Genomic DNA, 22,970 nt, shown 5'->3' with positions numbered 1-22,970 from the left:
ATCACCCTTTATTTTTACAAATAAATTTGTGATCACATTATCGGTAATTTGAGTTTGAGACAATATGTGAATGAAAAAATGTTCATGAAATACTACTCACCGTCACCCTCGGACTTGTTCCGAGGGTCTCGACAAAAGTTTCAATTTCAATGTTTTTCAAGAGATACTCGGAACAAGTCCGAGTATGACAGGTGGCGCCTAGCCAGCACTACCCATTTGCGACTGCATGTAATTCTGAAGACCGACTTTTTCGATCAGGCCTAATTGTTTTTCAAGCCAGTATGTGTGGTCTTCTTCCGTATCCTCAAGAAGCTTAAGAAGGATTTGTCGTGTTTGGTAATCGCGTTCTTTTTCACAAAGCTCAATCACATCCTTAAGCGCATCCACGACCATCAGTTCATAATCAAGATCGCTTTTTAACATGCTTGGCACATCATCCCCGATATTCAGCGCCGCACGTGATCCCACATCAGGCTTTCCTTCAAGAAACAGAATACGTTCCACAAGCATTTTCGCGTGGTCTAATTCCTCTTCACGTTCATGTTCAAGGCGGGTATATAATGCCTCTAGCCCCATATCTTCATACATTTGTGAATGAATGAAATACTGATCTGCTGCTGATAATTCATGAGTAAGAAGCGAATTTAACGCATCAATAATTTTTTGATTACCTTTCATGGGGCTATCCTTATACCTGAGTGACTATTTTCATTATAGATACAACAAGAAAACACTATTTTCAAGAAAAATATCAATAAAATCAATAACTTAATAATAGTTATAAGAAGCATTATGAGTTAGGCAATTTATTTTCATCACAAAAAAGCACCTGCCAAAAAACTATTTTATTTTGTCAGCCATGTTTTGAGCTACTTTTCCAAAAACAATATAAAAAGCAAGATAATAACAAGCAGATATAAACAACAAAATAGGAAGAGCTAACAACAAAGGCATTTCTATAAAGAGACTGACATAAACACCTAAATCCATTCCGAGAAAAATACTATAAATAATTGTCAATAATATGGACACTATATAAGAAGAAACAAGGCCACCAGCGCTTAATATTTTTTGTTCCTTTTTGTGTGGTGCTCGACCTTCATTATCTACAAACAACTTAGCAGTATAAGCAGCACATATCATAATTATAGTTGTTGTAAGCCCTGGAATTTCTTTAATTTCCAATAAATTCATTGCAAAAGAAATCGTCATTAAAACTACCAAATATACGATAGAAAAAAGACATAAATATTTAAATAAATTTGGTTTTATTACGTTCTGCATTATCGCCCCCATTATAAATTATCAATTCTAGAATAATCATCTCCTATCCCCGTGGCACCCTAATCCTTTCGATCATGCCCTGAACCTCTTTCGGTGGCTCATTGGTCATTTTACTAACCACAAAGGCCACAACAAAGTTAAGCATCATGCCAAGCGTCCCTGCCCCTTCTGGTGAAACGCCGAGCCACCAGTGCTCAGACGTATTCGCGGATGGATCGATGAATTTAAAATAGATGATATAGAGGCTCGTGAACACTAACCCCGTGACCATGCCGGTGATGGCGCCTTCTTTGTTCATGCGTTTATAGAATATCCCCATCAGGATAATCGGGAAGAATGTTGATGCGGCAAGGCCAAATGCGAATGCCACCACTTGCGCCACAAAACCCGGGGGATTGATACCGAAATACCCGGCGATTAACACGGCAATGGCCACCGCCATCCGCGCGAACATTAATTCTTGTTTATCGGTAATATTCGGCAGCAGCATTTTTTTGAACAAATCATGGGCCACCGATGTTGAAATCACCAGCAGTAAACCCGCCGCCGTCGATAGAGCCGCCGCAAGACCGCCCGCAACCACAAGGGCCACCACCCAATCAGGAAGCTCTGCAATTTCCGGATTGGCAAGCACCATGATATCCTGATCGATATATAATTCATTGGCGCTTGGCCCGTCTTGGTTTCTTAATAGACGTTCGCCACTTGGGCCAGTACCGTCACGGAAATCCGGCTTTCCTTCGAATGCGTTCCCAGCCGTATATTGGATTTTGCCGTCGCCGTTTTTATCGCGCCACGCGATTAGGTCGATGGCTTCCCAGTTTTTGAACCACTGTGGTGTTGCCTGATATTCTGCGTTCGATACTGTATCAATCAGGTTAAGTCGTGCGAAGCTGGAAACCGCAGGCGCGGTTGTATAAAGGATCGCGATTAACACAAGCGCATATCCGGCAGAAAGCCTTGCGTCACGGACCTTTGGCACCGTGAAAAATCGCACGATCACATGCGGCAAACCCGCCGTACCAACCATTAACGCCGCAACAATACAAAACATATCAAATGTGGATTTATTCCCCGCCGTATATTCACCAAACCCCAGTTCCACCGACAGTCCGTTTAGTTTATCAAGCAGATAACCCGATCCATCGGCCAGTTCCGATCCAAAGCCAAGTTGCGGCACAGGGTTCCCTGTCATCAGGATCGAAATGAATATTGCCGGCACCATAAAGGCGAAAATTAAAACGCAATATTGCGCCACCTGGGTATAGGTAATCCCCTTCATTCCCCCAAGAACCGCATAGAAAAACACAATCGACATACCGATCAGCACGCCTGCTGTGATATCGACCTCAAGAAATCTGGAAAACACAATCCCCACACCGCGCATTTGCCCCGCGACATAGGTAAATGAAATAAACAGCGCACATATTACCGCAACGGTTCTGGCCGCATCGGAATAATATCGGTCGCCGACAAAATCCGGCACGGTGAATTGGCCGAATTTACGCAAATATGGTGCCAGCAATAACGCGAGCAACACATATCCACCCGTCCAGCCCATTAAATACATGGAACCATCACGGCCCATGAATGAAATCAATCCCGCCATGGAAATGAAGCTTGCGGCACTCATCCAGTCGGCAGCGGTCGCCATACCGTTTGCTAGCGGCGGCACATGGTGGCCCGCCACATAAAAATCATCTGTCGTGCCCGCCTTGGCCCAGATGGCAATACCGATATAAAGCGCGAATGTGGCGCCCACGATGATGTAAGTCAGGGTTTGAACATCCATTATTCATTCTCCCCTTCTTCTTCATCGACGCCGTATTTTTTATCGAGCTTATTCATTTTGGCGACATATACGAAAATCAGGATCACGAAGATATAAATCGCACCCTGCTGCGCCATCCAGAAACCAAACGGAAAACCAAAGAATTGAAATTGATTTAGGAAATCAACAAAGAGTATCCCCATGCCGTATGACGCCATAAACCATATCGCGAGCAGTTTAAGCACCAGCGACACATTTTCTTTCCAATAATTATCGGTATTCTGGCTCATTATTCCGCGCCCCTCTGTAATAGTTGCTCAATGGTGTAATGATGGCCGCCCTTAACGGTCGCGACAACATTCCTGATGTTCTTTAGATCATCAAGCGGGTTCGCGCTCAGGATCGCCATATCAGCGAGCTTGCCGACCTCGATGGTACCCAGATCATCATCAACACCGATGTTTTTTGCCACATTAATGGTTGCGGCGCGGATCACATCCGCGTTTGGAATGCCGGCTTCCGCCATCATCAACATTTCAAAATGTTGTGAAATGCCATATGGGATAAACGGGCTATCGGTACCGGCGGCGAAATTGGCACCTGCGTCATATAATGCCTTAATGGTATCAAGCATTGGTGTGTTTTGTTCGATTTCCTTTTTTGAATAATCCGCATTACCCGATGCGGCTTGTCCATCCCGCTGTAATTCATCAAGAAAGGCCGAATATTTCGGATCCGTAACATATTCCGGATGATCCGCAATATATTTATGGTATCCCCCATCCAAAATATTGGTCGCGGTAATAAACAGGCCGGACTGGCTTATGATTTTACGAACATCATCGTAACTATTAGCAAGGTAAGAAAATTTTGGTGAATATCCACGGCGGCTGGTCGCGGCGATATGTTCAAGGCTATCCATGCCGTTTTGAATGGCCGGTGCGATTTCATGTGATGATAACGGAATACCCATTTTGTGGGCTTCCTCAATTAATATCTGTTGATATTCATCCGGAAGACGCACATATGATTTCACCATGTCATAATCAAGCGCACGGGCGCGGGTTATTTCATGACGAAGGGCCTTTTCATTAACCGCATTATAACTTTGGCCGTAATAAACACGCGGGCCGCCCGTCAGCCACCCTGCATAAAACATGCGCGGCCCTGCGGCAGCACCGCTTTCCCACGTTTCCTTACGCATCAATGATTTATACGGGTTTGTGCCCGGATCACGCACGCTGGTAATGCCGTACGCAAGCCAGTTACGGCCAAGCTTTTCCCCAAGCAGTTCCGTTTGGTGGGTATGGCCCGCCATTAACCCCGGTATCATCACATCGCCGCTGTGATCGATCATTTCACCAATGGGCGCTTCGGTGCCGTGTGGCGCGATTTTCGTAATACGGCCATCTTGGACAAACACGTCCACATTGTTACGTACCTGATCAGACACCCCGTCAAAAAGCGTGCCCACATGAATGGTTTTTGCATCCGCAATATCACGCGTCCAATTGGCGTTGATCATGCTATCACTGATTTGTCCTGTTCTGATGTTACAGCTTTTAAGATTTGCGCCCGACATATAGAAAATATCTTCTGAATTCATTTTCCATCTGGGCATTAAGGCCACATCGGTACAATAATTTGGTAATGTGCCAGTGATATTGCCATCCTCATCCACAGTGGCAACGCGAATTTCCCCTTCGGATATATAAGCAAGCTTGCCTCCATCCGGTGATAACACGGGGCCACTGCCATCACGGGTCGATAGGCCGATGTCATTAGGCATTTCGAAATCGTTGGCTCTACCGCTTTCAACATGATATTGGCGGATGACATGCATCCCTTCGCGAAAACGGCTGGTTGCCGGATTTGCCACCGCCATCAGGATGTGTTTATCATCCCGTGCCCAAACAGGACGGCCTGGTGTATGAATGGCTTCGTCAACGACCTCGATATTTCCGTATTCGACATCAATGACCTTAACATCTGCCCTGCCCCATGTGTTGGACACACCACGGGTCGATAGATACGCAATCTTGCTTCCGTCGCGTGACCAGCTGATGCGGTATTCACGGTGCTTATCATTGGTTAGACGCGTTTCTTCGCCGCTGATCATATTACGGGTCCAGATGTCCATCTGACCATCACGTTCGGCGACAAAGGCAACCATGTTGCCATCCGGTGCCCATGTCGGGTCATTGACCTGTCCAATATCATCGATATCGATATTTTCGGCCGGTGCATTGCCGTCCTGTACCCACATGCCGCCAAGCGCGGAATAAATCAGCCTGTTATTACGGGGGTTAACATCCAAACCGCCAATGCCGCGCACGACCTGACTTTCGGCGCTATCAAAATCACGTATTTTTTTAGTATAGCTCGGTGGGTTGGCGGTGATGGTTGCTTCGAAAGGAATGGTGACCATATCACGCACATTCACAAGCCATTCTTCATTGTTTCTAAGTTCGCTTTTAAACCCCAGGAACTTAATCATGCCATCTGCTGTGTAATAAAGCCCCGCACGGCCCCAAGACCCACGAAACGGGAATATATCACCTTGATCAAGGATATGTTTATCGCGGTAAGTGCGCCTGTCAAATGCATTAACCACATAATTCAATGAAATATCGCGGCCATCCTGTTCAATATAGGTAAAACCAATTCCATCACGGTAAAGGTTCGGGCGGTAATAATTTATGCTTTCCGATTTCATCAATGAAATTTCAAACGGTGTTTCGTTTAAATCATCAAGCAGGATTATTTCTGAATAATCCCCTTTAATTTCCCGTGTATGAATCAAACGATTTCCATCAATCGATTTATGGGGATGGCCCGCATCATCTGGGTGGCTGGTAAGCTGTGTTAACGCGCCCGTATTTACATCAATATCCCAGATATCATAATTTCCGGTTCGGTCGGATGAAAAGGTAATTGTATTCCCGTCCGCATTCCAAAATGGTTCACGGTCATCAAAATTACCCGTTGTGATTTGTTTAAGGTCCGAACCATCAATATTCACAGTCCAGATGTGGAAATAACCGGCATGGAAACCTTGAAATGCAATTTTTTTACCGTCCGGTGAAAAGCTTGGTTCGCGGACCTCGGGCTGTTGACCGCTGGTGATTGCATGTGCCTCCCCACCGCGTGTTGGCAACACCCAGAGTATCCCTTGCAGATCCATTGCGATATAGGCGCCGTCTGGGCTTGTGCTTAATCCGAAATTGGTTCCTTGGTTAAAGGTAATATCTTCTGCAAATGCCGAAGCCACCATTCCAATTGATATTAAAGCGCCCTTAAACCAATGCCGCATGTTCTTCCCTCATATTTTGATAATTTTTATGCTTCGCAGCTTTCCAGAAAACGCGCGCGATGTAAATAGTTTATATGGCTTGAAAAAATCCGTGCCTTCGTTACTCTGCGTTTTATTAAAGGAACGAATATGTACTCAATTGAAACAGAACGCCTGCTGATGCGGCCATTTGAAATGGATGATGTTGATTTTCTTGATTATCTGCATAGCGATATGGACGTGGTCAGATATACCAGCGGTTATACCCGTAGCCATGAAGAAAACATTGGCTTTTTAAAAATGATGCATGAATTTTATGAACGTGACTTGGGGCACTTACTGGTCATTCAAAAGTCGGACTTAACCCCGGTTGGTCGTGCGGGCCTTTATCCCTTTTATGGCGTTATTGAAGACGATATGGAATGGCTTTATACATTCGGGCGCGACAGCGTTAAAAAACAGGGTGACGTGATGGAAGTCATTGACCTGGGATACACCATTGATAAAGCCGCATGGGGCAAGGGTTTCGCGACCGAGGCTGCATCGGGGGTACGTGATTATTCATTTGAAAACCTTGGGTACGATAAACTTGCATCCATGATGATCAAGGAAAATACGGCGTCCGTAAGGGTCGCGGAAAAAATGGGTGCGGGTAATCCAACAGAAATAATGGTCAACGAAAAACCAGCATTAAAATTAACGCAATACAGGTAATTTCATTTATGGAAAATATGCAAAAATTAATTGATATCATGGCGAAGCTTCGCGATCCAAAGGATGGCTGCGCTTGGGATGTGGAACAAACATTTGAAACAATCGCCCCCTATACGATCGAGGAAGCCTATGAAGTAAGTGAAGCCATTGATAACAACGACATGGATGCCCTTAAAGACGAACTGGGTGATTTATTATTCCAAGCCGTTTTCCACGCCCGCATGGCCGAAGAAGCCGGCCATTTTAATTTTGATGATGTGGTCGGTGCCATTTCCGATAAAATGATCCGCCGACACCCCCATGTTTTTGGTGATGAAAATTACAGAAACGCCGAAGAACAGACGGTCGCATGGGAAGAACAAAAGGCAAAAGAACGCGCCGCGAAAAAACAACATTCCATTCTTGATGGCGTTACTGTTGGTCTTCCTGCCCTTACCCGCGCCGTGAAACTGCAAAAACGCGCTGCCCGTGTCGGTTTTGATTGGCCGGAAACATCACAAGTCGTCGATAAATTAAACGAAGAAATGGCGGAATTATCAGCAGAACTGGTCGCAGAAAATAAAGATCATGACAAAATAGAAGAAGAATTCGGCGACATGATGTTCGTATACGCCAACCTCGCCCGCCATTTAAAAATCGACCCCGAACAAGCGTTAAAAAAAGCCAACAACAAATTCACAAGACGGTTTAACCAGATCGAAACCGAAGTGGAAAATTCCGATAAATCATTCGACGAATATTCACTGGATGAACTGGAAGAAATGTGGGTAAAAGCGAAAAAGGCGGAAAAATAAAAACGGGGCCAATTGGCCCCGTCTCATTCAAATATCAATTTAAGTCCTTAATCGACCTCACCGCCGCGGACCCATGGGGCGCCGGCGTTATCAAGGGCACTTTCAAATGCCGGAACGGTTGTACCGGTTAGCGTCGCGAGGCGGGCCTTTGCGGCATTTAAGCCTTCCATCGCATAACCAAACTGGTCTTTTGCCTGTCCTGTTGGGCCATATGTTCCGGAACTTGACCCCGCAGCAAAGCTTAGGCGGCTACCGACTGTGGCTGGGCGTGAGCCCTTACCAGAACGGGAACGTTCACCATTTAGCATTTCGTCAATGGCGTATAATTCCTGACGCAATGCTTCATATTGTCCCTCAAGACCCGCGGCATCATTTGAACGGTCCATCGCCATATGGTAAAGACCGAGTTTCGCTTGTAATTCGCTAATGGTGTTATTGGCCGCAGCATATGTCGCACGGGCCGCTTCCACATCACGTTGGAACGCGAATGCATCAGCACGGCTTGCTCCCGCAAGGCCGGCTTCTGTCACATCAACCAGTTCAAAATTAACCGGTCCGGCAATCTGGCTAGAGGCACCATTCACACGTGCGTGTAATGTCGCGGTGTAATTACCCGGCATCGCCATCACGCCCGGTGTGCTGTAACCACCAGTACCGCTATTTTCATTTACAATCGCGTTCATTGGTGAATGACGTAGGTTCCATGTGACACGGTGAACACCTTTTTTATTCGGTGCATCAACAGTACGAACCACATTACCCGATGCATCACGCACGGTGATGTATACGGCGGCGTCTTGTTCGCGGCGTTCCTGTTCAAGGGTGCTGAATTCAGGATAATCAACGCCCTCGCCGTCTTCACGTTTTTCTTTATCCGCGGCAACACGAACCTGTTTTGCCGTTTTAAAGCTATCCTTCAGGTAATAAGTAAATGTTTCACCGAAAGCAGGATTTTTCGCCGTCCATTGGTCATCGCCCTGACTGTCGCTGTGCTGTGTATCTTCGCGGTACCATGGTGCCTTTTCATCCGCGAATAAAAGCGCATCATTTTCAAGCGTTTCTGCGTTTAATCCACGAAGCGGTGTATAATCATCAAGAATGAAAATACCACGACCGAAGCTACCGGCGACAAGGTCATTTTCACGGCGTTGAATACGAACGTCGCGAACGGAAATTGTCGGCATACCGCCTTCCAGTTCGATCCAGTTATCACCACCATCAACGGTGAAATAAATACCAAACTCTGTCCCAAGGAACATAAGATCGCTATTCACATGATCCTGTGTAATTCGCCACACAAGCGATTTTTCAGGAAGGCCATTTGTGATCGACGTCCAAGTACGACCGCGGTCGGTACTTTTAATCAGATATGGTGCGTAATCCCCTTCTTTATGATTATCAAGGGCCGCATAAACCGTATCGGCATCAAAACGGTCAGCACGAATATCATTCACATATGAATTGGCAGGAATGCCGCGAATATCAGCGATTTCAATTCGGGTCCAGTTTTCACCACCATCCGATGTCACCTGAATAAGGCCGTCATCAGTACCGACATAAAGAATATTTTCATCAATCGGGCTTTCGGCCACATTGGCGATCGTATGGAAATTTGACATGGCAGAAAGATCCCAGCCCGCTTCCGGACCCCATGTTGTATCCATCATTTCATAGGTCAGACGATTACCGTTTTTAGTAAGATCACCAGAAATTGGTGTCCAGTTATCACCACGATCATCAGAACGCCATAAACGTTGTGACGCATGATAAAGTCGCTTTGGATCATGATGGGACACATTAATCGGTGCATCCCAGTTGAACCTTTCTGCTGGCTCGCCCGGTCTTTCCTGTGGCTTAACATTCACATTTTCACGTAGTAATTTATCATGACGCATTAATCCGCCCTGCTGCCACTGTGAATACATGATGTTCGGGTTGCCCGGCTCAACGGCTGGTTGATGGCCATCAGCACCCATCGTCAGGTACCAATCACCATTACGCATACCATCGGCGCGCATTGTGCGGCTTGGGCCGCCTTGTGTTGAGTTATCCTGTGTTCCGCCATAAACGTTATAAAACGGGTACGTGTCATCGGCTGCAATTTTATAAAATTGTGCCGCACTGATGCCCTGCATGAAGCGCCATTTCTTCATATTGTCACGGCTTTCGTATAGGCCACCATCAGAACCGATCAATACGAAATCAGGATCGGTTGGGTGGAATGCGAATGCATGGTCATCAACGTGCTTATTCACAAGATTAATATCTGTCCAGGTTTTACCACCATCCATAGAATAAGCGCTTAAGTTATTGGCCATATAAACCATGTCAAATGTATGCGGGTCTGCGAATATTTCCTGATAATAATGTGGCCCTGTACCACCTGATACACGGTCGGACATTTTTGTCCAACTTGCACCCTTATCACTTGAACGCCAGAACCCACCTTTTCGTTCATCCAGTTCAATTGTTGCATAAACAACATTCGGATCAATCGGTGAAACGGCAATACTTGATTTACCAATGTTACCTTTCGGTAACCCCTCGGTCATTTTTTCCCATGTTTCGCCGCCATCCGTTGATTTATAAAGCGCGGAACCAGGTCCTGTGTCAATTAATGCCGCGATTGTACGTTGGCGTTGCCATGCTGCCGCATAAAGGATATCCGGGTTGCTCGGGTCAATGGCAAGTGATCCAACACCAGTCCATTCATCAATTTCAAGCGTATTACGCCATGTTTTACCGCCATCAGTGGTTTTAAATACGCCGCGCTGGCCACCTTTGGACCAAAGTGGTCCTTGTGCCGACGCCCATACTGTATCGCCATCTTCAGGGTGGATTACGATATCACCAAGATGTTCTGAATTTTCAAGCCCCATATTTTTCCAGGACTTACCACCATTTTCCGATTTATAAATCCCGTCACCAAATGCAATATGGCGACCGGCATTATTTTCACCAGTACCAACCCAGATCACATTTGAATTGGATGGATCAATGGTAACATCACCAATTGAATAAACACTTTCATTGTCAAAAATCGGGTCCCATGTTGTACCCGCATTTACGGTTTTCCAAACACCGCCAGATGCAACAGCCGCGTACCATGTACCCGGATCCTTTTGATCAACTGCAACATCAGCAATTCGGCCAGACATGTATGACGGGCCAATATTTCGCATTTCCATCCCCTTGAACGTGCTACTGTTCATCGGGCTTTCATCGTTATCCTGCGCCATTAGCCCCGTTGGCATAGCCACAGTCATCATCAATGTCATTAATATTGATTTTTTCAAGAAAGTCCTCCTCTTATATTCTCGTTTTGGAAAACAGGTTGCACTATTTTCAAAACCAATACAAGAAAGAGTTGTGCTTTATTCAAACAAATTTTCTTTTATTTTTTGCCATGCTTCTAATGACGGCGCGGATAGTAGGCCAGTGCCTTCATTTTTGGGTGTATAGGGCTTCCCGTCAAGCCCCATAACATAACCGCCAGCTTCCTTAAACAAGAGCGTTCCTGGCAAATGATCCCAGATAAGAGTACGGTAATAAACGGAAAAATCCTTTTCACCTGTTAGAAGTGCTACATAATCATACCCCGCGCAAAATGCAGGACGGTTTTCTTTAAAACGGGACAGGTTTTCTTTCGCTTTTACCCTGATTTCTGGTGGCATACGATTGATATGCGCGGCGCCAATCATATCGGAAATATTCGATTTATGGTTGTTAATGGTCACTCGTTCACCATTAATAAAGGCTCCCTCACCCTTACGGGCAAATGCCATTAAATCCTTTGCGGGTAAATATATCCAGCTTGCGCCAACCTCTCCGTGCTGGAGAGCCGTGACCATAACGGCGAACTGTTCATTTCCCTTGATGAAATTATTGGTACCATCAATTGGATCGATCAAAAACCCGCATTCAGAATTGATAAGTTCATTTAACCTGCCGAGGTTTATGGAAATATCCTCTTCCCCGGTGACAATGGCATAGGGGTATAATTCCTGTAATTCACGGCTCAACATTTTTTCTGCACCCACATCCGCTGCAGTAACAAATTCGCCGGGCTCTTTAAACTGAACTTCTGTTTCTTTAAGATTTCGAAACCGTGGCATGATTTCGACTTTGGCTACTTTTTTCATAATGGCGCAAATATCATCAACGCGCATCTAGTTTTCCCTGTTTAACCAATTGTCCTATGGCCGCTTGATCCAGCCTTACCGTCAGTGTTGAATGCTCTTCTGTATCAACACGGTCAAGCACTTCACCATACTGATAAAGAAGCGCGATATCCGCCCCTTCATGGTGTTTATAGGTAAATTCAATGACTTCCTTGCCCTTGGCAAGTTCCTGTTCCATCTGAAGCAGTAATTCATCACATCCTTCACCCGAAATGGCAGAAAGCATGATGGCATCATCTTTGCGTTCAGCCATATTTTGAACAACTGACCGATGTTCATCATCAAGCAAGTCCATTTTATTCCAAACCTCAAATATGCTTTTGCTGTCATCATCAAGCACACCAAGCGATTTAAGAATTTCCATCACATCTTGCTTTTGCGCTTCTGTTTCAGGATGGGAAATATCACGTACATGAAGGATTATGTTTGCTTCGGTGACTTCCTCTAACGTCGCGCGGAACGCAGCCACCAAATGGGTCGGCAAATCGGAAATAAATCCTACCGTATCTGAAAAAATCGCCTTTTTCCCGCCCGGCAAATCCACATTACGCATGGTCGGGTCAAGTGTGGCGAACAATAAATCCTCCGCCATGACCTCTGCTTTGGTCAAATAATTGAACAGCGTCGATTTCCCCGCATTGGTGTATCCCACCAAAGCGATAATTGGGAATGGCACTTTCCTGCGGCTATTGCGGTGAAGTTCACGGGTTTTAACAACGGTTTCTAGTTGTTTTTTAATTTTACCAATACGTTCATCGATAAGACGTCTATCTGATTCAATTTGGCTTTCACCGGGTCCACCCATAAATCCGAAACCACCGCGCTGGCGTTCCAAGTGGGTCCATGATCTGACAAGACGGCTTTTTTGATAACTAAGATGCGCCAGTTCAACTTGAAGCACACCTTCTTTGGTTTGGGCGCGCTCACCAAAGATTTCCAAAATCAGCCCTGTTCGGTCAATGACCTTGGTTTTTAATTCCTTTTCAAGGTTTCGTTGCTGTCCTGGCGAGAGTTCGCAATCGGCCACAACAAGTTCAATTTCATTGGCACGAATGAGTACAGCCAATTCATCAAGCTTACCTTTACCGAGGAAAGTCGCAGGACGCACTTTATTAAGCTGAACGACTTCAGCCATAATAATGTCCAGCTCAAGCGCGGCAGAAAGTGACACGGCCTCAGCCAAGCGATCTTCTGCGCCTCTTAAACTTAATGGTGCATCTTTACTGTTGATGTTTGGATGGAATACAAATGTGCGCGCACCCGAAGAGTGATGCGGCATATCATCATTCTGTTCCTGACCATCCCATACGGATGAAATTTTCTTCTTTCGAAACTCTAATGTTTCTTTAAAGTCTTGATTGGTCATTAGATGAAGAAATTACTCCCCATCAAGTGTCCCCTCTTCATCACCGTCAAATAGATTAATTGGACCCCCAGGCATGATTGTTGAAATCGCATGCTTATAAACCAATTGAACATTTGAATCACGGCGAAGCAAAATACAGAAATTGTCAAACCACGTAATAATTCCCTGAAGCTTAACCCCATTAACAAGGAAAACGGTAATTGGCGTTTTGTTTTTACGGACATGGTTTAGAAAGGCATCTTGTAAGTTGTGCATTTTTTCTGACATTATTTTTATTCCACTTTTATTATTATTCTAGCCTTAAAACAGTATAACCTGATTATGCTGCATAGTGTTGCTTGCGGAGTATATCACAGGATTCATTTTAATTAAACTAATAAGATAACATATTGAAAACTAGTGGTTAATTTTTTCTAAATGACGGCGTTAAAAATATTAGAAATGCAATAATTTCCAATCTTCCAATAAGCATGAGTATGCTTGTCATCCATTTTTCAGCGTACCCCATTCCCAAATACCCGATAAAATCAGGCGCGACAACATTTGTCATTGATCCTGCACTAAATAAATTGGCTATTGTTAAACCAATGGCCGTATCAATATCACGCCCAAAATAACCATAAAAACATGCAAAGAATGCAATCGTTGAAAGATACAGAAACAGTAATGTCCAGACACTCATTAAAATAGAGCTATTAATGTTCATATCATTCATACGCATAGCGACAATTCCGTGCGGGTGAGCAAGCCTGCTGATTTCACTATCCGCTTGCCTGAACAGCACCCTAAACCGTAACACTTTAAACCCGCCCGCACTTGAACAGGCCGTACCACCAACAAACATCAAAAGCATACATAAAATCGTTACACTTAACGGAAGCGCTTTGGCCGCATCCGGGACAAAACCCGTTGTACTGATTGCTGAAGCGGCGGTGAACATAGCGACTTCAAATTTTCTAAAGACATTCGCATAATAGGCATCATCCATACCCAAAATTGCAAAAAAGATAATAACAACAGCAAACAGGAACAACCCAAGGAAAAATTTAATTTCCCGATCATTATTATAAACTTTATATCTGCCGTTCATAAAAAACGACCAATGATACGTAAGGTTCGTGGCTGCAAATAACATAAACGGAATAAGAATTAATTCGCTCATTGTATTAAACTGATTTACACCCGATGATGCTTGGGTGGTAAAGCCACCACTTGAAAGCGTTGCCATTGCCGTCGATAATGCATCAAATGATGACATACCGCTTAAGCTTAATAAAATCATGCACCCGAAAGTAAATAAAATATATATCTGCGCGAGTGGCTTAAATGACGCCTTAAACCGGCCAAGCAACCCTTCTCCCTCACCATGCGGAAGCGCATTACGAAATAATTCAGAACCCCCAATTGCACTTATTGGAATAATTGATGCAGCAACAATAAATATATATATGCCACCTTGCCATTGCAAAAATGACCGCCAGAATAAAACTGTTTTTGGCGCGAGCGCAGTATTCGCAAGCATCGTCGCACCAGAGGTCGTAAAGGCAGATGTTGCTTCAAAATATGCATCAACCAATTTTGTGAGCACACCAGAAACCATAAACGGAAGAGACGCAAATAAAGGAATGATAAGCCAGGTAAATACCAAGAATGAGATAACGACATATCTGTCAGGCTTTGCGGGATCATCACGAAAAGCCATCCGTATTCCAAAACCGACAAAAAGAGTAAACATCGAACAAACGAAAAATGGCAATACCATATCCATTTCATCAAATGTAAAAGCAGCAACAATCGGGACAAGTTCACTAATGCCAAGGCAGATCAGCAAACAGCCTAATATATGACCCACTCTTGCTATCATGATTTAAAAATACTCAAGCCTGACGGAAAATAGTTCTTCGACCTTTTTAATCATATCAGCACAGGTAAATACAATCACTGTATCACCGGCATTAATGATGGTCTTTCCTTTTGGAACAATAATATCACCATCATGTATGATTGAACCAATAATAATACCTGTTGGAAGCTTTACATCACGAAGCGGCTTACCAACAAGGGAGGATCCCTCAACGGCAACAGCCTCCATGACTTCCGCCTCACCACCAGCAAGGCTTTGTAATGAACTGATACGCCCGCGGCGCATATGTTTTAGAATACTTGATACTGTGGTTTGTCTCGGGTCAACGAATGCATCAATCCCGACAGAGCCTGTAAGATCACCAAAGGAATGATCATTAATAAGCGTAATTGCGCTTTTACATCCCATCTGTTTTGCAAGCAGTGCCGAAAGAATATTAACCTTATCATCATTGGTTACAGATACAATGGATTCCGTACCGTAAATATTTGCTTCTTTTAAGATTTCCATATCAAGCGCATCACCATGCAAAACAACGGCTTTTGATAATTTTTCCGCAACATTAAAGGCACGTTTTTCATCACGTTCAATAATTTTAATTTGGAACTTGTTATCGGATTCTAATAGCTGTTCGCTCAAGAATGTACCTACATTGCCGCCACCGACAATGATCAGGTTTCTTGCTTCTTCTTCCTCATGTCCAAATACACTCAACGCCCTTGGAACATGTGATTTTTCTGATGCGATATAGATATTATCACCAACCAGCAAATGATCATCCCCACTTGGTACAATGAGTTTTCCATTACGAAGAATACCGCATACAACAATATTCAAATCCGGGAATAATTCCGTTAACTGACGAAGCGGCGTATCCACCACCGGACAGTCATCCTCAAGTTTTACACCAACCACACGGATGCGGTCATCCGCAAATCGGATCATGTCGGTAGCACCTGGAACTTCAAGCCTATTGATGGCCGCTTTGGCGACCTCAATTTCAGGGGAAATTATCACATCGATCGGCATATGTTCGCGGCTGAATAATAATTGCCACTGCGGATCAAGATAATTTTGTGCACGAATACGTGCAATTTTTGTTGGTACATTGAAAAGCGAATGCGCCACCTGACAGGCAACCATGTTGACCTCATCAAAGAGTGTAACCGCAATAATCATATCCGCATCTTCCGCCCCCGCGCTTTCAAGCAAATCAGGATAGGACGCATAACCAACAAGTGCATGCACATCCAAGGAATTTCGAACTTTATTGATAAGCTCTTCTGAACGGTCAATAACCGTTACATCATTTTGCTCATGGGCCAAATGTCTGGCAATGTTATATCCAACCTGTCCGGCCCCACAAACGATTACTTTCATTTTCAAGTCCCCTCGTGACTACGCATTTTTACTTCTTATCCAGGCTGCCAATACCCAGACCTTTTAATTTTCTATGTAATGCTGATCTTTCCATTCCAACGAATTCGGCCGTTTTTGAAATATTTCCTTGAAAACGTTGAATTTGAACATTCAGATATTCTCTTTCAAACGTTTCTCGCGCTTCGCGTAATGGCAATGTCATTATTTCTGTGCTTGAATTTGGTCTTATTATCTCACTATCCGCCATCACATCTGGCGGCAACATCGCGACCGAAATTATTTCATCATCACTTGAAAGGATTAGCATTCTTTCAACTGTATTTTTAAGCTGACGCACATTTCCCGGCCAATCATGCGCTTGAAGTGCAGATAATGCCTCTTCATCAATGTTCCTGTTTGGCCTGCCTGTTGCGCTTGTAAAACCGATCATCATCTGTTTAACAAGCAACGGAATATCTTCGCGCCGCTGGGTTAATGATGGCACCTGAATTGGAACAACATTAAGACGGTGATATAAATCCTCACGGAAACGCTGCGCTTCGATTTCTTCACGTAGGTTTCTGCTTGTTGCACTTACGACACGCACGTTTACCTGCACACGCTGATCGCCGCCAACACGTTCAAAAGTTTGATCAGTTAGAATTCTTAAAATTTTGGCTTGTGTGGTTTGTGGCATATCAGCCACTTCATCAAAAAAGAGCGTCCCGCCATGGGCTTTCTCAAAAACGCCGGTTTTGGTGACAATACCGGCTTCTTCAACGCCAAAGAGTTCACGTTCCATATTTTCCGGTGACATACTAGCGGCATTCACAACAATAAATGCACCATTAGAACGTTTAGATTGACCATGAATTAGTCGCGCGACAAGCTCTTTACCAGTTCCCGATGCGCCAGTGATAAGAACACGGCTTCCACTAGGGGCAACTTTTTCGATGGTATTTCTGACAAGTGTAATCGCTGACGAAGTACCAGTTAATTGATTTTCATAACCAGCTTTTTCTTTAAGTTCCAGGTTTTCGCGGCGAAGCCTGTCTACTTCTGTCGCTCTTTCCACAAGAATAAGAAGTTTTTCCGTTTCAAATGGCTTGCTGATAAAGTCATAAGCACCATATTTAATGGCCGTAACAGCTGTTTCAATATTACCATGACCACTAATGATAATCACCGGAAGTTCTGGGTGTTTCGCTTTTACTTCCTGCAGTATTTCAATACCATCAAGTTTACTACCCTGAAGCCAAATATCCAAAATGAGCAAAGACGGTCTACGCGCGTCAATTTCACGCAAGGCATCATCACTGTTGCCCGCTGTACGGGTATCATATCCTTCATCATTTAAGATACCAGAAATCAGATCCCGAATATCAGCTTCATCATCAACTACAAGTATATCAAGCGCCATGGGCAACCCTTACTTCTTCTTCCGCCCTTGTATTATTATCGGGCTCAACATTATCTTCATCGTTATCTATGGCATTTACTTCAACCGCTTTATTGAAAATCAAAACGGATGACGCACCTGCCCCAGGATTATTTTCCAAAATCAGATCACCACCATGATCTTTCATAATTTTTTTCACAATCGCGAGCCCCAATCCGGTTCCTTTTGTTCTGGTTGTCACATATGGCTCTGTCAATCTATCGATCATCCCTTCCGGCATCCCTTTACCGTTATCAGAAACTTTGATGATGACTTCGCTATCATTTTCAGTTAGTGAAACATTAATTTCACCTTTATCTTGGTCAATTATGGCTTCGGACGCATTTTTAATAATATTTGTCAGTGCCTGACCAATTTGCCTTGCATCACAATCCAGTTTAACTGGCACACTTGGAAAATCGGTTGTGATTTCAATATTATTAGATCCCAAATCCATCATAAATGTGGCCTGCTTGGCAATATCAACCAGATTTTCGTTATGCATAACAGGGCTAGGCATTCTGGCGAATGATGAAAATTCATCCACCATCTGACGCAGGTCGCGAACCTGCCTTACGATCGTATCCGTACATTGGGTAAATATTTCTGGATCGCTTGTGACTTCTTTCAAATATTTTCTTTTTAATCTTTCTGCTGACAATTGAATTGGTGTCAGCGGATTTTTAATTTCATGGGCAATTCGGCGTGCCACATCCGCCCATGCCGCGGTACGTTGTGCCGCAACCTGTTCTGTAATATCATCAAAGCTAATCACGAAACCTTTGGCATGCTTTCCTTTAAGCTCCGCTGTAATTCTAACCAGCAGATTAAGTGACACATCATCACGGGTTAAGACGATTTGGTCTTCAACCCCCTTTTGTTTTGATTTTAATATCTTTTCAAAAAGATCGGCCACTTCCGGCATAACTTCGGCAATATTTTTGTCTTTAAGCTCTTCTTCATTCATAGCAAGCATGGCCGTTGCCGATCTGTTAGGCAAGGTTATCACGCCCTCTGCATCTAGCCCCATAATACCAGGCGACACACCCGAAAGAACAGTTTCAGTGAACCTGCGCCTTTCATCCAACTTGACGTTTGCTGATAACAACTCTTCCTGCTGTTTTTGCAGCTGCCACGTCATGGTGTTAAACGCCTTGGTAAGACCACCAAGATCATCGAACCCCTCTTTAATCGGGGCTCGTGCTGTAAAATCCCCTTTACCAACTTTATCGGTTGCACCAACCAAAACTCTGATTGGTTTCATAAGATTTCCTGCAAACCTAAACCCTAGCCATACGGATAAGAACAGCACTAAAAGCGCAAGCACAAGAAACGTCAGATTAAAAAATAATCGGTATTCTGAAAGCTGGGATTGTGATGTTTCAAAATCATTTTTCGCATCATCCGCACGCTTAACAAGCGCCAACGCCTGCGCATCAATAAGACGGCTGATATATAAATATTGATCAATAAAAGCGTCCAGCTTCACAATAGCTCTGATCTGACCATCATTTTCATTGCGTGAAAAAATCTTAACACCACCTTCGGCGGCCTCTTCGATGAATTGTTTATTGATGCGTCCGTCAAACACGCTAAAGGTCGAGGTGGCACGTGCAGTAATTACACCTTCACGGTTAAGGATGATTGCATCCGACAAACCAAGTGCATCAGCCTGGATATTTAGCACCTGTTCAAACAATGCAGGTTCCTGAACCAATGCAAATGAACGGCGATCTAATTCGTTTGCCATACCCAGTGCATCTGCACGAATAATATTATAATGTTCAAGAATATATGTTTCAGCAACAGATTCAGTACTATCAAGCACTGTTTGAACCTTATCACTAAACCAGGCACGAATACCAAATTCAAAAAACATTACGGAAAAGATCGCAACAATAATTGTCGGTGTAATCGCAACAACACTGAACAATGTCACAATTCTGCGGTGAAGCCTGGTCGCAGATATCCCCTGATCCATTGCAACACGAATTTTAATAATCTGTCTTACGACCAACGTCACCAAGAGCAGCAACAGTACCGTCATACCAAGCACAAATATATAAAGATTATCCGGTGTTGATGATAACGGGTCCGTACTGGAAAAAACAGAATAAGCGGCACTACCCACGATAAGCACCCCTAGAAAAAGAAGAAACAGTGTCTTATTTTCCAGATCGGCTTTCCTGGCCCAGATCCTTACACGCCCCCAAAATCGTGATCTTTTTTTTGCAGCTTGGTCGCTCATAATGGTCAGAGATTATCAGTTTGTTGCAATAATGCAACATTTTAGCACGGAAATAACAATTGATTAAATAAAAAACTTTAAAAACGGTCTTTAACAATCTGAATTTCAAGTTCTTTTATTTTTTTACGCAACGTATTTCTGTTTAAGCCCAGCATCTCAGCTGCTTTAATTTGATTACCTCTCGTTGCTCTTAACGAAAGTTCAATGAGTGGCCTTTCCAGTTCGCTTAATACCCTGCCATAAAGCCCCCTTGGCGGAAGTTCTCCGTGAGGATGCGCGTCGAAATACTTTTTTAAATGACGGTGAATGGATTGCTGAAGGGTTTCATCATTAATTTGATCATTATTTTTGCCAGTTTCTCTTACGCTATCACTCCCAGCAGTCCTTAATTCTGCAATCACATTTTCCAGACTTATTTCATCTTCGCTATATAATGCAGCCAAGCGATTAACCAGATTTTCAAGCTCCCGGATATTCCCAGGCCAGTCATATTGTTCCAAATGATCAACAGCATCTTTATTCATCAACTTTGGTGTTTGGTTATGGTCTTCCGCGAATTTGGATAAAAAATGCCTTACCAAATCATCAATATCCCCTTTACGGTCGCGTAGCGGTGGCAAATTAATTGGAACAACATTTAACCGGTAATAAAGATCTTCCCTGAACAACCCTTGCGCAATAAGCGTTTTTAAATTTCTATGGGTTGCCGCAATGATACGCACATCGATTTTTGTTGGCGTGCCACCACCAACAGAAACGAACTCACCTTCTTGCAAGACACGAAGAAGTCTTGTTTGTGCTTCCATCGGCATATCGCCAATCTCATCAAGAAATAGTGTTCCACCCTTGGCCTGTTCAAAACGGCCAACATTTTTAGAAACGGCCCCCGTAAAGGAACCCTTTTCATGGCCAAAAAGTTCACTCTCAATTAAATCTTTCGGGATCGCCGCCATATTCACAGCCACAAACGGCGCATTTCTTCTTGCCCCAAAATCATGAAGCGCCCTTGCGACGAGCTCTTTACCTGTACCGGTTTCACCAGTTATCATAACAGTAAGGTCATTATTCATCAGACGCGCCATGACACGGTAAACATCCTGCATCGCAGGTGATCGACCGATAAGCGGTATATCTTCCTGATCATTGATCAACGCTAACCGATCCTGCTTGTTTTTAGGGCTAATTCCTTTTCTCACCGCAAGCATTATTTCTTCAAGATCAAACGGTTTTGGCAAATATTCATATGCACCGCTTTCCGCCGCCTTTACAGCAGTCATTAGTGTGTTTTGTGCACTCATGATAATCACCGGAAGTTCCGGTCTGATTTTCTTAATACGCACAAGCATATCAAGTCCGTTATCATCCGGCATCATGACATCGGAAATTACCAAATCCCCTTCGCCATTTGAAACCCACTTCCAAAGTGTTGACGCATTACTGGAAAGCCTGACATCATACCCTTCGCGCCCCAACGCTCGCGAAAGAACAGTTCTAATGGCCGCGTCATCATCTGCTATAAGGATTGTTTTATTGGTCATTTTTTCTTTATCCCCTTCCCGCTGGCAACAGGATTCTAAAAATGGTTTTACCTTCACTGGTATCGCATTCAATTATCCCGCCATGGTCCGCAATAATTTTTGCAACCATTGCAAGCCCTAAACCGGTACCACCTGTTTTTGTCGTTACGAATGGATCAAAAATATCTTCTTTAATCTCATTCGCGATACCCCCGCCATTATCAATAATGCATATTTCAAGTGGCAGATTTAGATATTCATCTGTGCCTGTTGCAACACGCATCCCCTGTTTATAGGCCGTCGTAAATGTAACTTGTCCATCATCATGTGTTACGGCTTCACATGCATTTTTCACAATATTAAGAAAAACTTGGATAAGCCTTCCCCGATCCCCCATCGTCGCTGGCAATGATGGATCATAATGTTCCATAAACTTTACATGTTTTCCAAATCCATTCTCTGCTAGCCGCCTGACATGTTCGAGTATGCTATGGATATTTATTTCTTCCCTATCAATCTGCCTGCTGTCTGTAAAAATTTCCATCCGGTCAACAAGGGCGCAAATTCGGTCGACTTCATCAACGATAAGATCAGTTAATGCTTTATCTTCTTCGCTCACCTCATGTGATAAGATTTGTGCAGACCCCTTAATCCCAGAAAGCGGGTTTTTAATTTCATGAGCAAGCATCGCAGCCATGCCCGACACTGACCTTGCTGCATTTCTATGTTGTTTTTGCTGACTTATTTTTTGTGCAATTGTTCTTTGCTGAAACTGCAATATAACGTTATTCACTTGTGTGCCGATGTCATTTAACTGTGGCGCAACATGAACATCCACCTTAACTTCACCACTTAATGGATTGCCAATATTGACATCATATTCGGAAACAACAGCATGTTTTTCAAATGATTGACTGACAAGCGTCAAAACCGGACTATCATCTGGTACTATATCAGAAATTTTTTTACGCGTTAAAATACGCAAACTGCTGCCTAGCAATATTTCTGCCGCCGCATTCGCATATACGATCTCTCCCTCACTAGAAAGGGTTAAAATCGCATCAGGTAAACTGTTTAATATGGCCTCATAATCTGAACCTGACTGTTGATCCGTGATATTTCCTAGATCAGCCTGCTCCATA

General features: G+C 43.8%; 17 protein-coding genes. 2 read left to right on the top strand and 15 right to left on the bottom strand.

The genetic code is table 11. The features are described 5' to 3' along the window. Nucleotides 1–198: 198 nt before the first annotated feature. From bfr to KW060_RS05755, 5 genes are all read right to left on the bottom strand, one after another. A complete protein-coding gene (gene bfr / locus KW060_RS05775) occupies nucleotides 199–678 on the bottom strand; it encodes a bacterioferritin (protein ID WP_249035419.1) in 480 nt (159 codons plus the stop codon). 162 nt (nucleotides 679–840) lie between these two features. After that, nucleotides 841–1,284, bottom strand: a complete 444-nt coding sequence (locus tag KW060_RS05770) for an ABZJ_00895 family protein (RefSeq protein ID WP_249035418.1) — start codon at nucleotides 1,282–1,284, stop codon at nucleotides 841–843. A gap of 43 nt (nucleotides 1,285–1,327) precedes the next feature. Further along, nucleotides 1,328–3,076, bottom strand: a complete 1,749-nt coding sequence (locus tag KW060_RS05765) for a sodium:solute symporter family protein (protein ID WP_249035417.1) — start codon at nucleotides 3,074–3,076, stop codon at nucleotides 1,328–1,330. After that, nucleotides 3,076–3,345 carry a DUF4212 domain-containing protein gene (locus KW060_RS05760; protein ID WP_249035416.1) on the bottom strand — a complete coding sequence of 90 codons (270 nt, stop codon included), beginning with the start codon at nucleotides 3,343–3,345 and terminating at the stop codon, nucleotides 3,076–3,078. The genes KW060_RS05765 and KW060_RS05760 overlap by 1 nt, the downstream gene beginning before the upstream one ends. Further along, nucleotides 3,345–6,368, bottom strand: coding sequence for an amidohydrolase family protein (locus KW060_RS05755; RefSeq protein ID WP_249035415.1), 3,024 nt, complete (start codon nucleotides 6,366–6,368; stop codon nucleotides 3,345–3,347). Before KW060_RS05755 ends, KW060_RS05760 begins: the two co-directional genes overlap by 1 nt. A 129-nt stretch (nucleotides 6,369–6,497) precedes the next feature. On the opposite strand from KW060_RS05755, the gene KW060_RS05750 reads away from it, so the two are divergent. Together KW060_RS05750 and mazG are read left to right on the top strand one after the other, a co-directional pair. Next, nucleotides 6,498–7,061, top strand: coding sequence for a GNAT family N-acetyltransferase (locus KW060_RS05750; protein ID WP_249035414.1), 564 nt, complete (start codon nucleotides 6,498–6,500; stop codon nucleotides 7,059–7,061). Between the two features lie 8 nt (nucleotides 7,062–7,069). Beyond that, entirely contained in the window at nucleotides 7,070–7,855 is a 786-nt protein-coding gene (gene mazG, locus KW060_RS05745) for a nucleoside triphosphate pyrophosphohydrolase (RefSeq protein WP_249035413.1), read from the top strand. 47 nt (nucleotides 7,856–7,902) lie between these two features. Here the strand turns inward: mazG and KW060_RS05740 are convergent, their stop codons facing one another. From KW060_RS05740 to KW060_RS05695, 10 genes are all read right to left on the bottom strand, one after another. Beyond that, complete coding sequence (locus KW060_RS05740) at nucleotides 7,903–11,151, bottom strand: VPS10 domain-containing protein (protein WP_249035412.1); 3,249 nt, start codon at nucleotides 11,149–11,151, stop codon at nucleotides 7,903–7,905. A gap of 78 nt (nucleotides 11,152–11,229) precedes the next feature. Further along, nucleotides 11,230–12,024, bottom strand: a complete 795-nt coding sequence (locus tag KW060_RS05735; protein WP_249035411.1) for an inositol monophosphatase family protein — start codon at nucleotides 12,022–12,024, stop codon at nucleotides 11,230–11,232. Next, nucleotides 12,014–13,315 carry a GTPase HflX gene (gene hflX, locus KW060_RS05730; RefSeq protein WP_420833180.1) on the bottom strand — a complete coding sequence of 434 codons (1,302 nt, stop codon included), beginning with the start codon at nucleotides 13,313–13,315 and terminating at the stop codon, nucleotides 12,014–12,016. Before hflX ends, KW060_RS05735 begins: the two co-directional genes overlap by 11 nt. A 99-nt stretch (nucleotides 13,316–13,414) precedes the next feature. Continuing rightward, nucleotides 13,415–13,669: an RNA chaperone Hfq gene (hfq, locus tag KW060_RS05725; protein WP_250646666.1), complete on the bottom strand. Its 255-nt coding sequence runs from the start codon at nucleotides 13,667–13,669 to the stop codon at nucleotides 13,415–13,417. Between the two features lie 136 nt (nucleotides 13,670–13,805). Continuing rightward, a complete protein-coding gene (locus tag KW060_RS05720; RefSeq protein ID WP_249035409.1) occupies nucleotides 13,806–15,254 on the bottom strand; it encodes a TrkH family potassium uptake protein in 1,449 nt (482 codons plus the stop codon). Nucleotides 15,255–15,269: 15 nt separating this feature from the next. Continuing rightward, entirely contained in the window at nucleotides 15,270–16,646 is a 1,377-nt protein-coding gene (trkA, locus tag KW060_RS05715; RefSeq protein ID WP_249035408.1) for a Trk system potassium transporter TrkA, read from the bottom strand. Nucleotides 16,647–16,674: 28 nt separating this feature from the next. Continuing rightward, nucleotides 16,675–18,045: a nitrogen assimilation response regulator NtrX gene (ntrX, locus tag KW060_RS05710; RefSeq protein ID WP_249035407.1), complete on the bottom strand. Its 1,371-nt coding sequence runs from the start codon at nucleotides 18,043–18,045 to the stop codon at nucleotides 16,675–16,677. Then, entirely contained in the window at nucleotides 18,035–20,194 is a 2,160-nt protein-coding gene (locus KW060_RS05705) for a sensor histidine kinase NtrY-like (protein ID WP_249035406.1), read from the bottom strand. The genes ntrX and KW060_RS05705 overlap by 11 nt, the downstream gene beginning before the upstream one ends. Before the next feature lie 194 nt (nucleotides 20,195–20,388). After that, on the bottom strand, nucleotides 20,389–21,849 hold the full coding sequence (gene ntrC, locus KW060_RS05700; RefSeq protein WP_249035405.1) for a nitrogen regulation protein NR(I): 1,461 nt from the start codon (nucleotides 21,847–21,849) through the stop codon (nucleotides 20,389–20,391). A gap of 7 nt (nucleotides 21,850–21,856) precedes the next feature. After that, nucleotides 21,857–22,969: a two-component system sensor histidine kinase NtrB gene (locus KW060_RS05695; protein ID WP_249035404.1), complete on the bottom strand. Its 1,113-nt coding sequence runs from the start codon at nucleotides 22,967–22,969 to the stop codon at nucleotides 21,857–21,859. Nucleotide 22,970 lies beyond the last annotated feature (1 nt).

The sequence above is a fragment of the Pseudemcibacter aquimaris genome (genome assembly GCF_028869115.1).
Lineage (GTDB): Bacteria > Pseudomonadota > Alphaproteobacteria > Sphingomonadales > Emcibacteraceae > Pseudemcibacter > Pseudemcibacter aquimaris.
The sequence above is the reverse complement of the archived record's forward strand: the minus strand, read 5'-3'. Positions and strand labels throughout refer to the sequence as shown.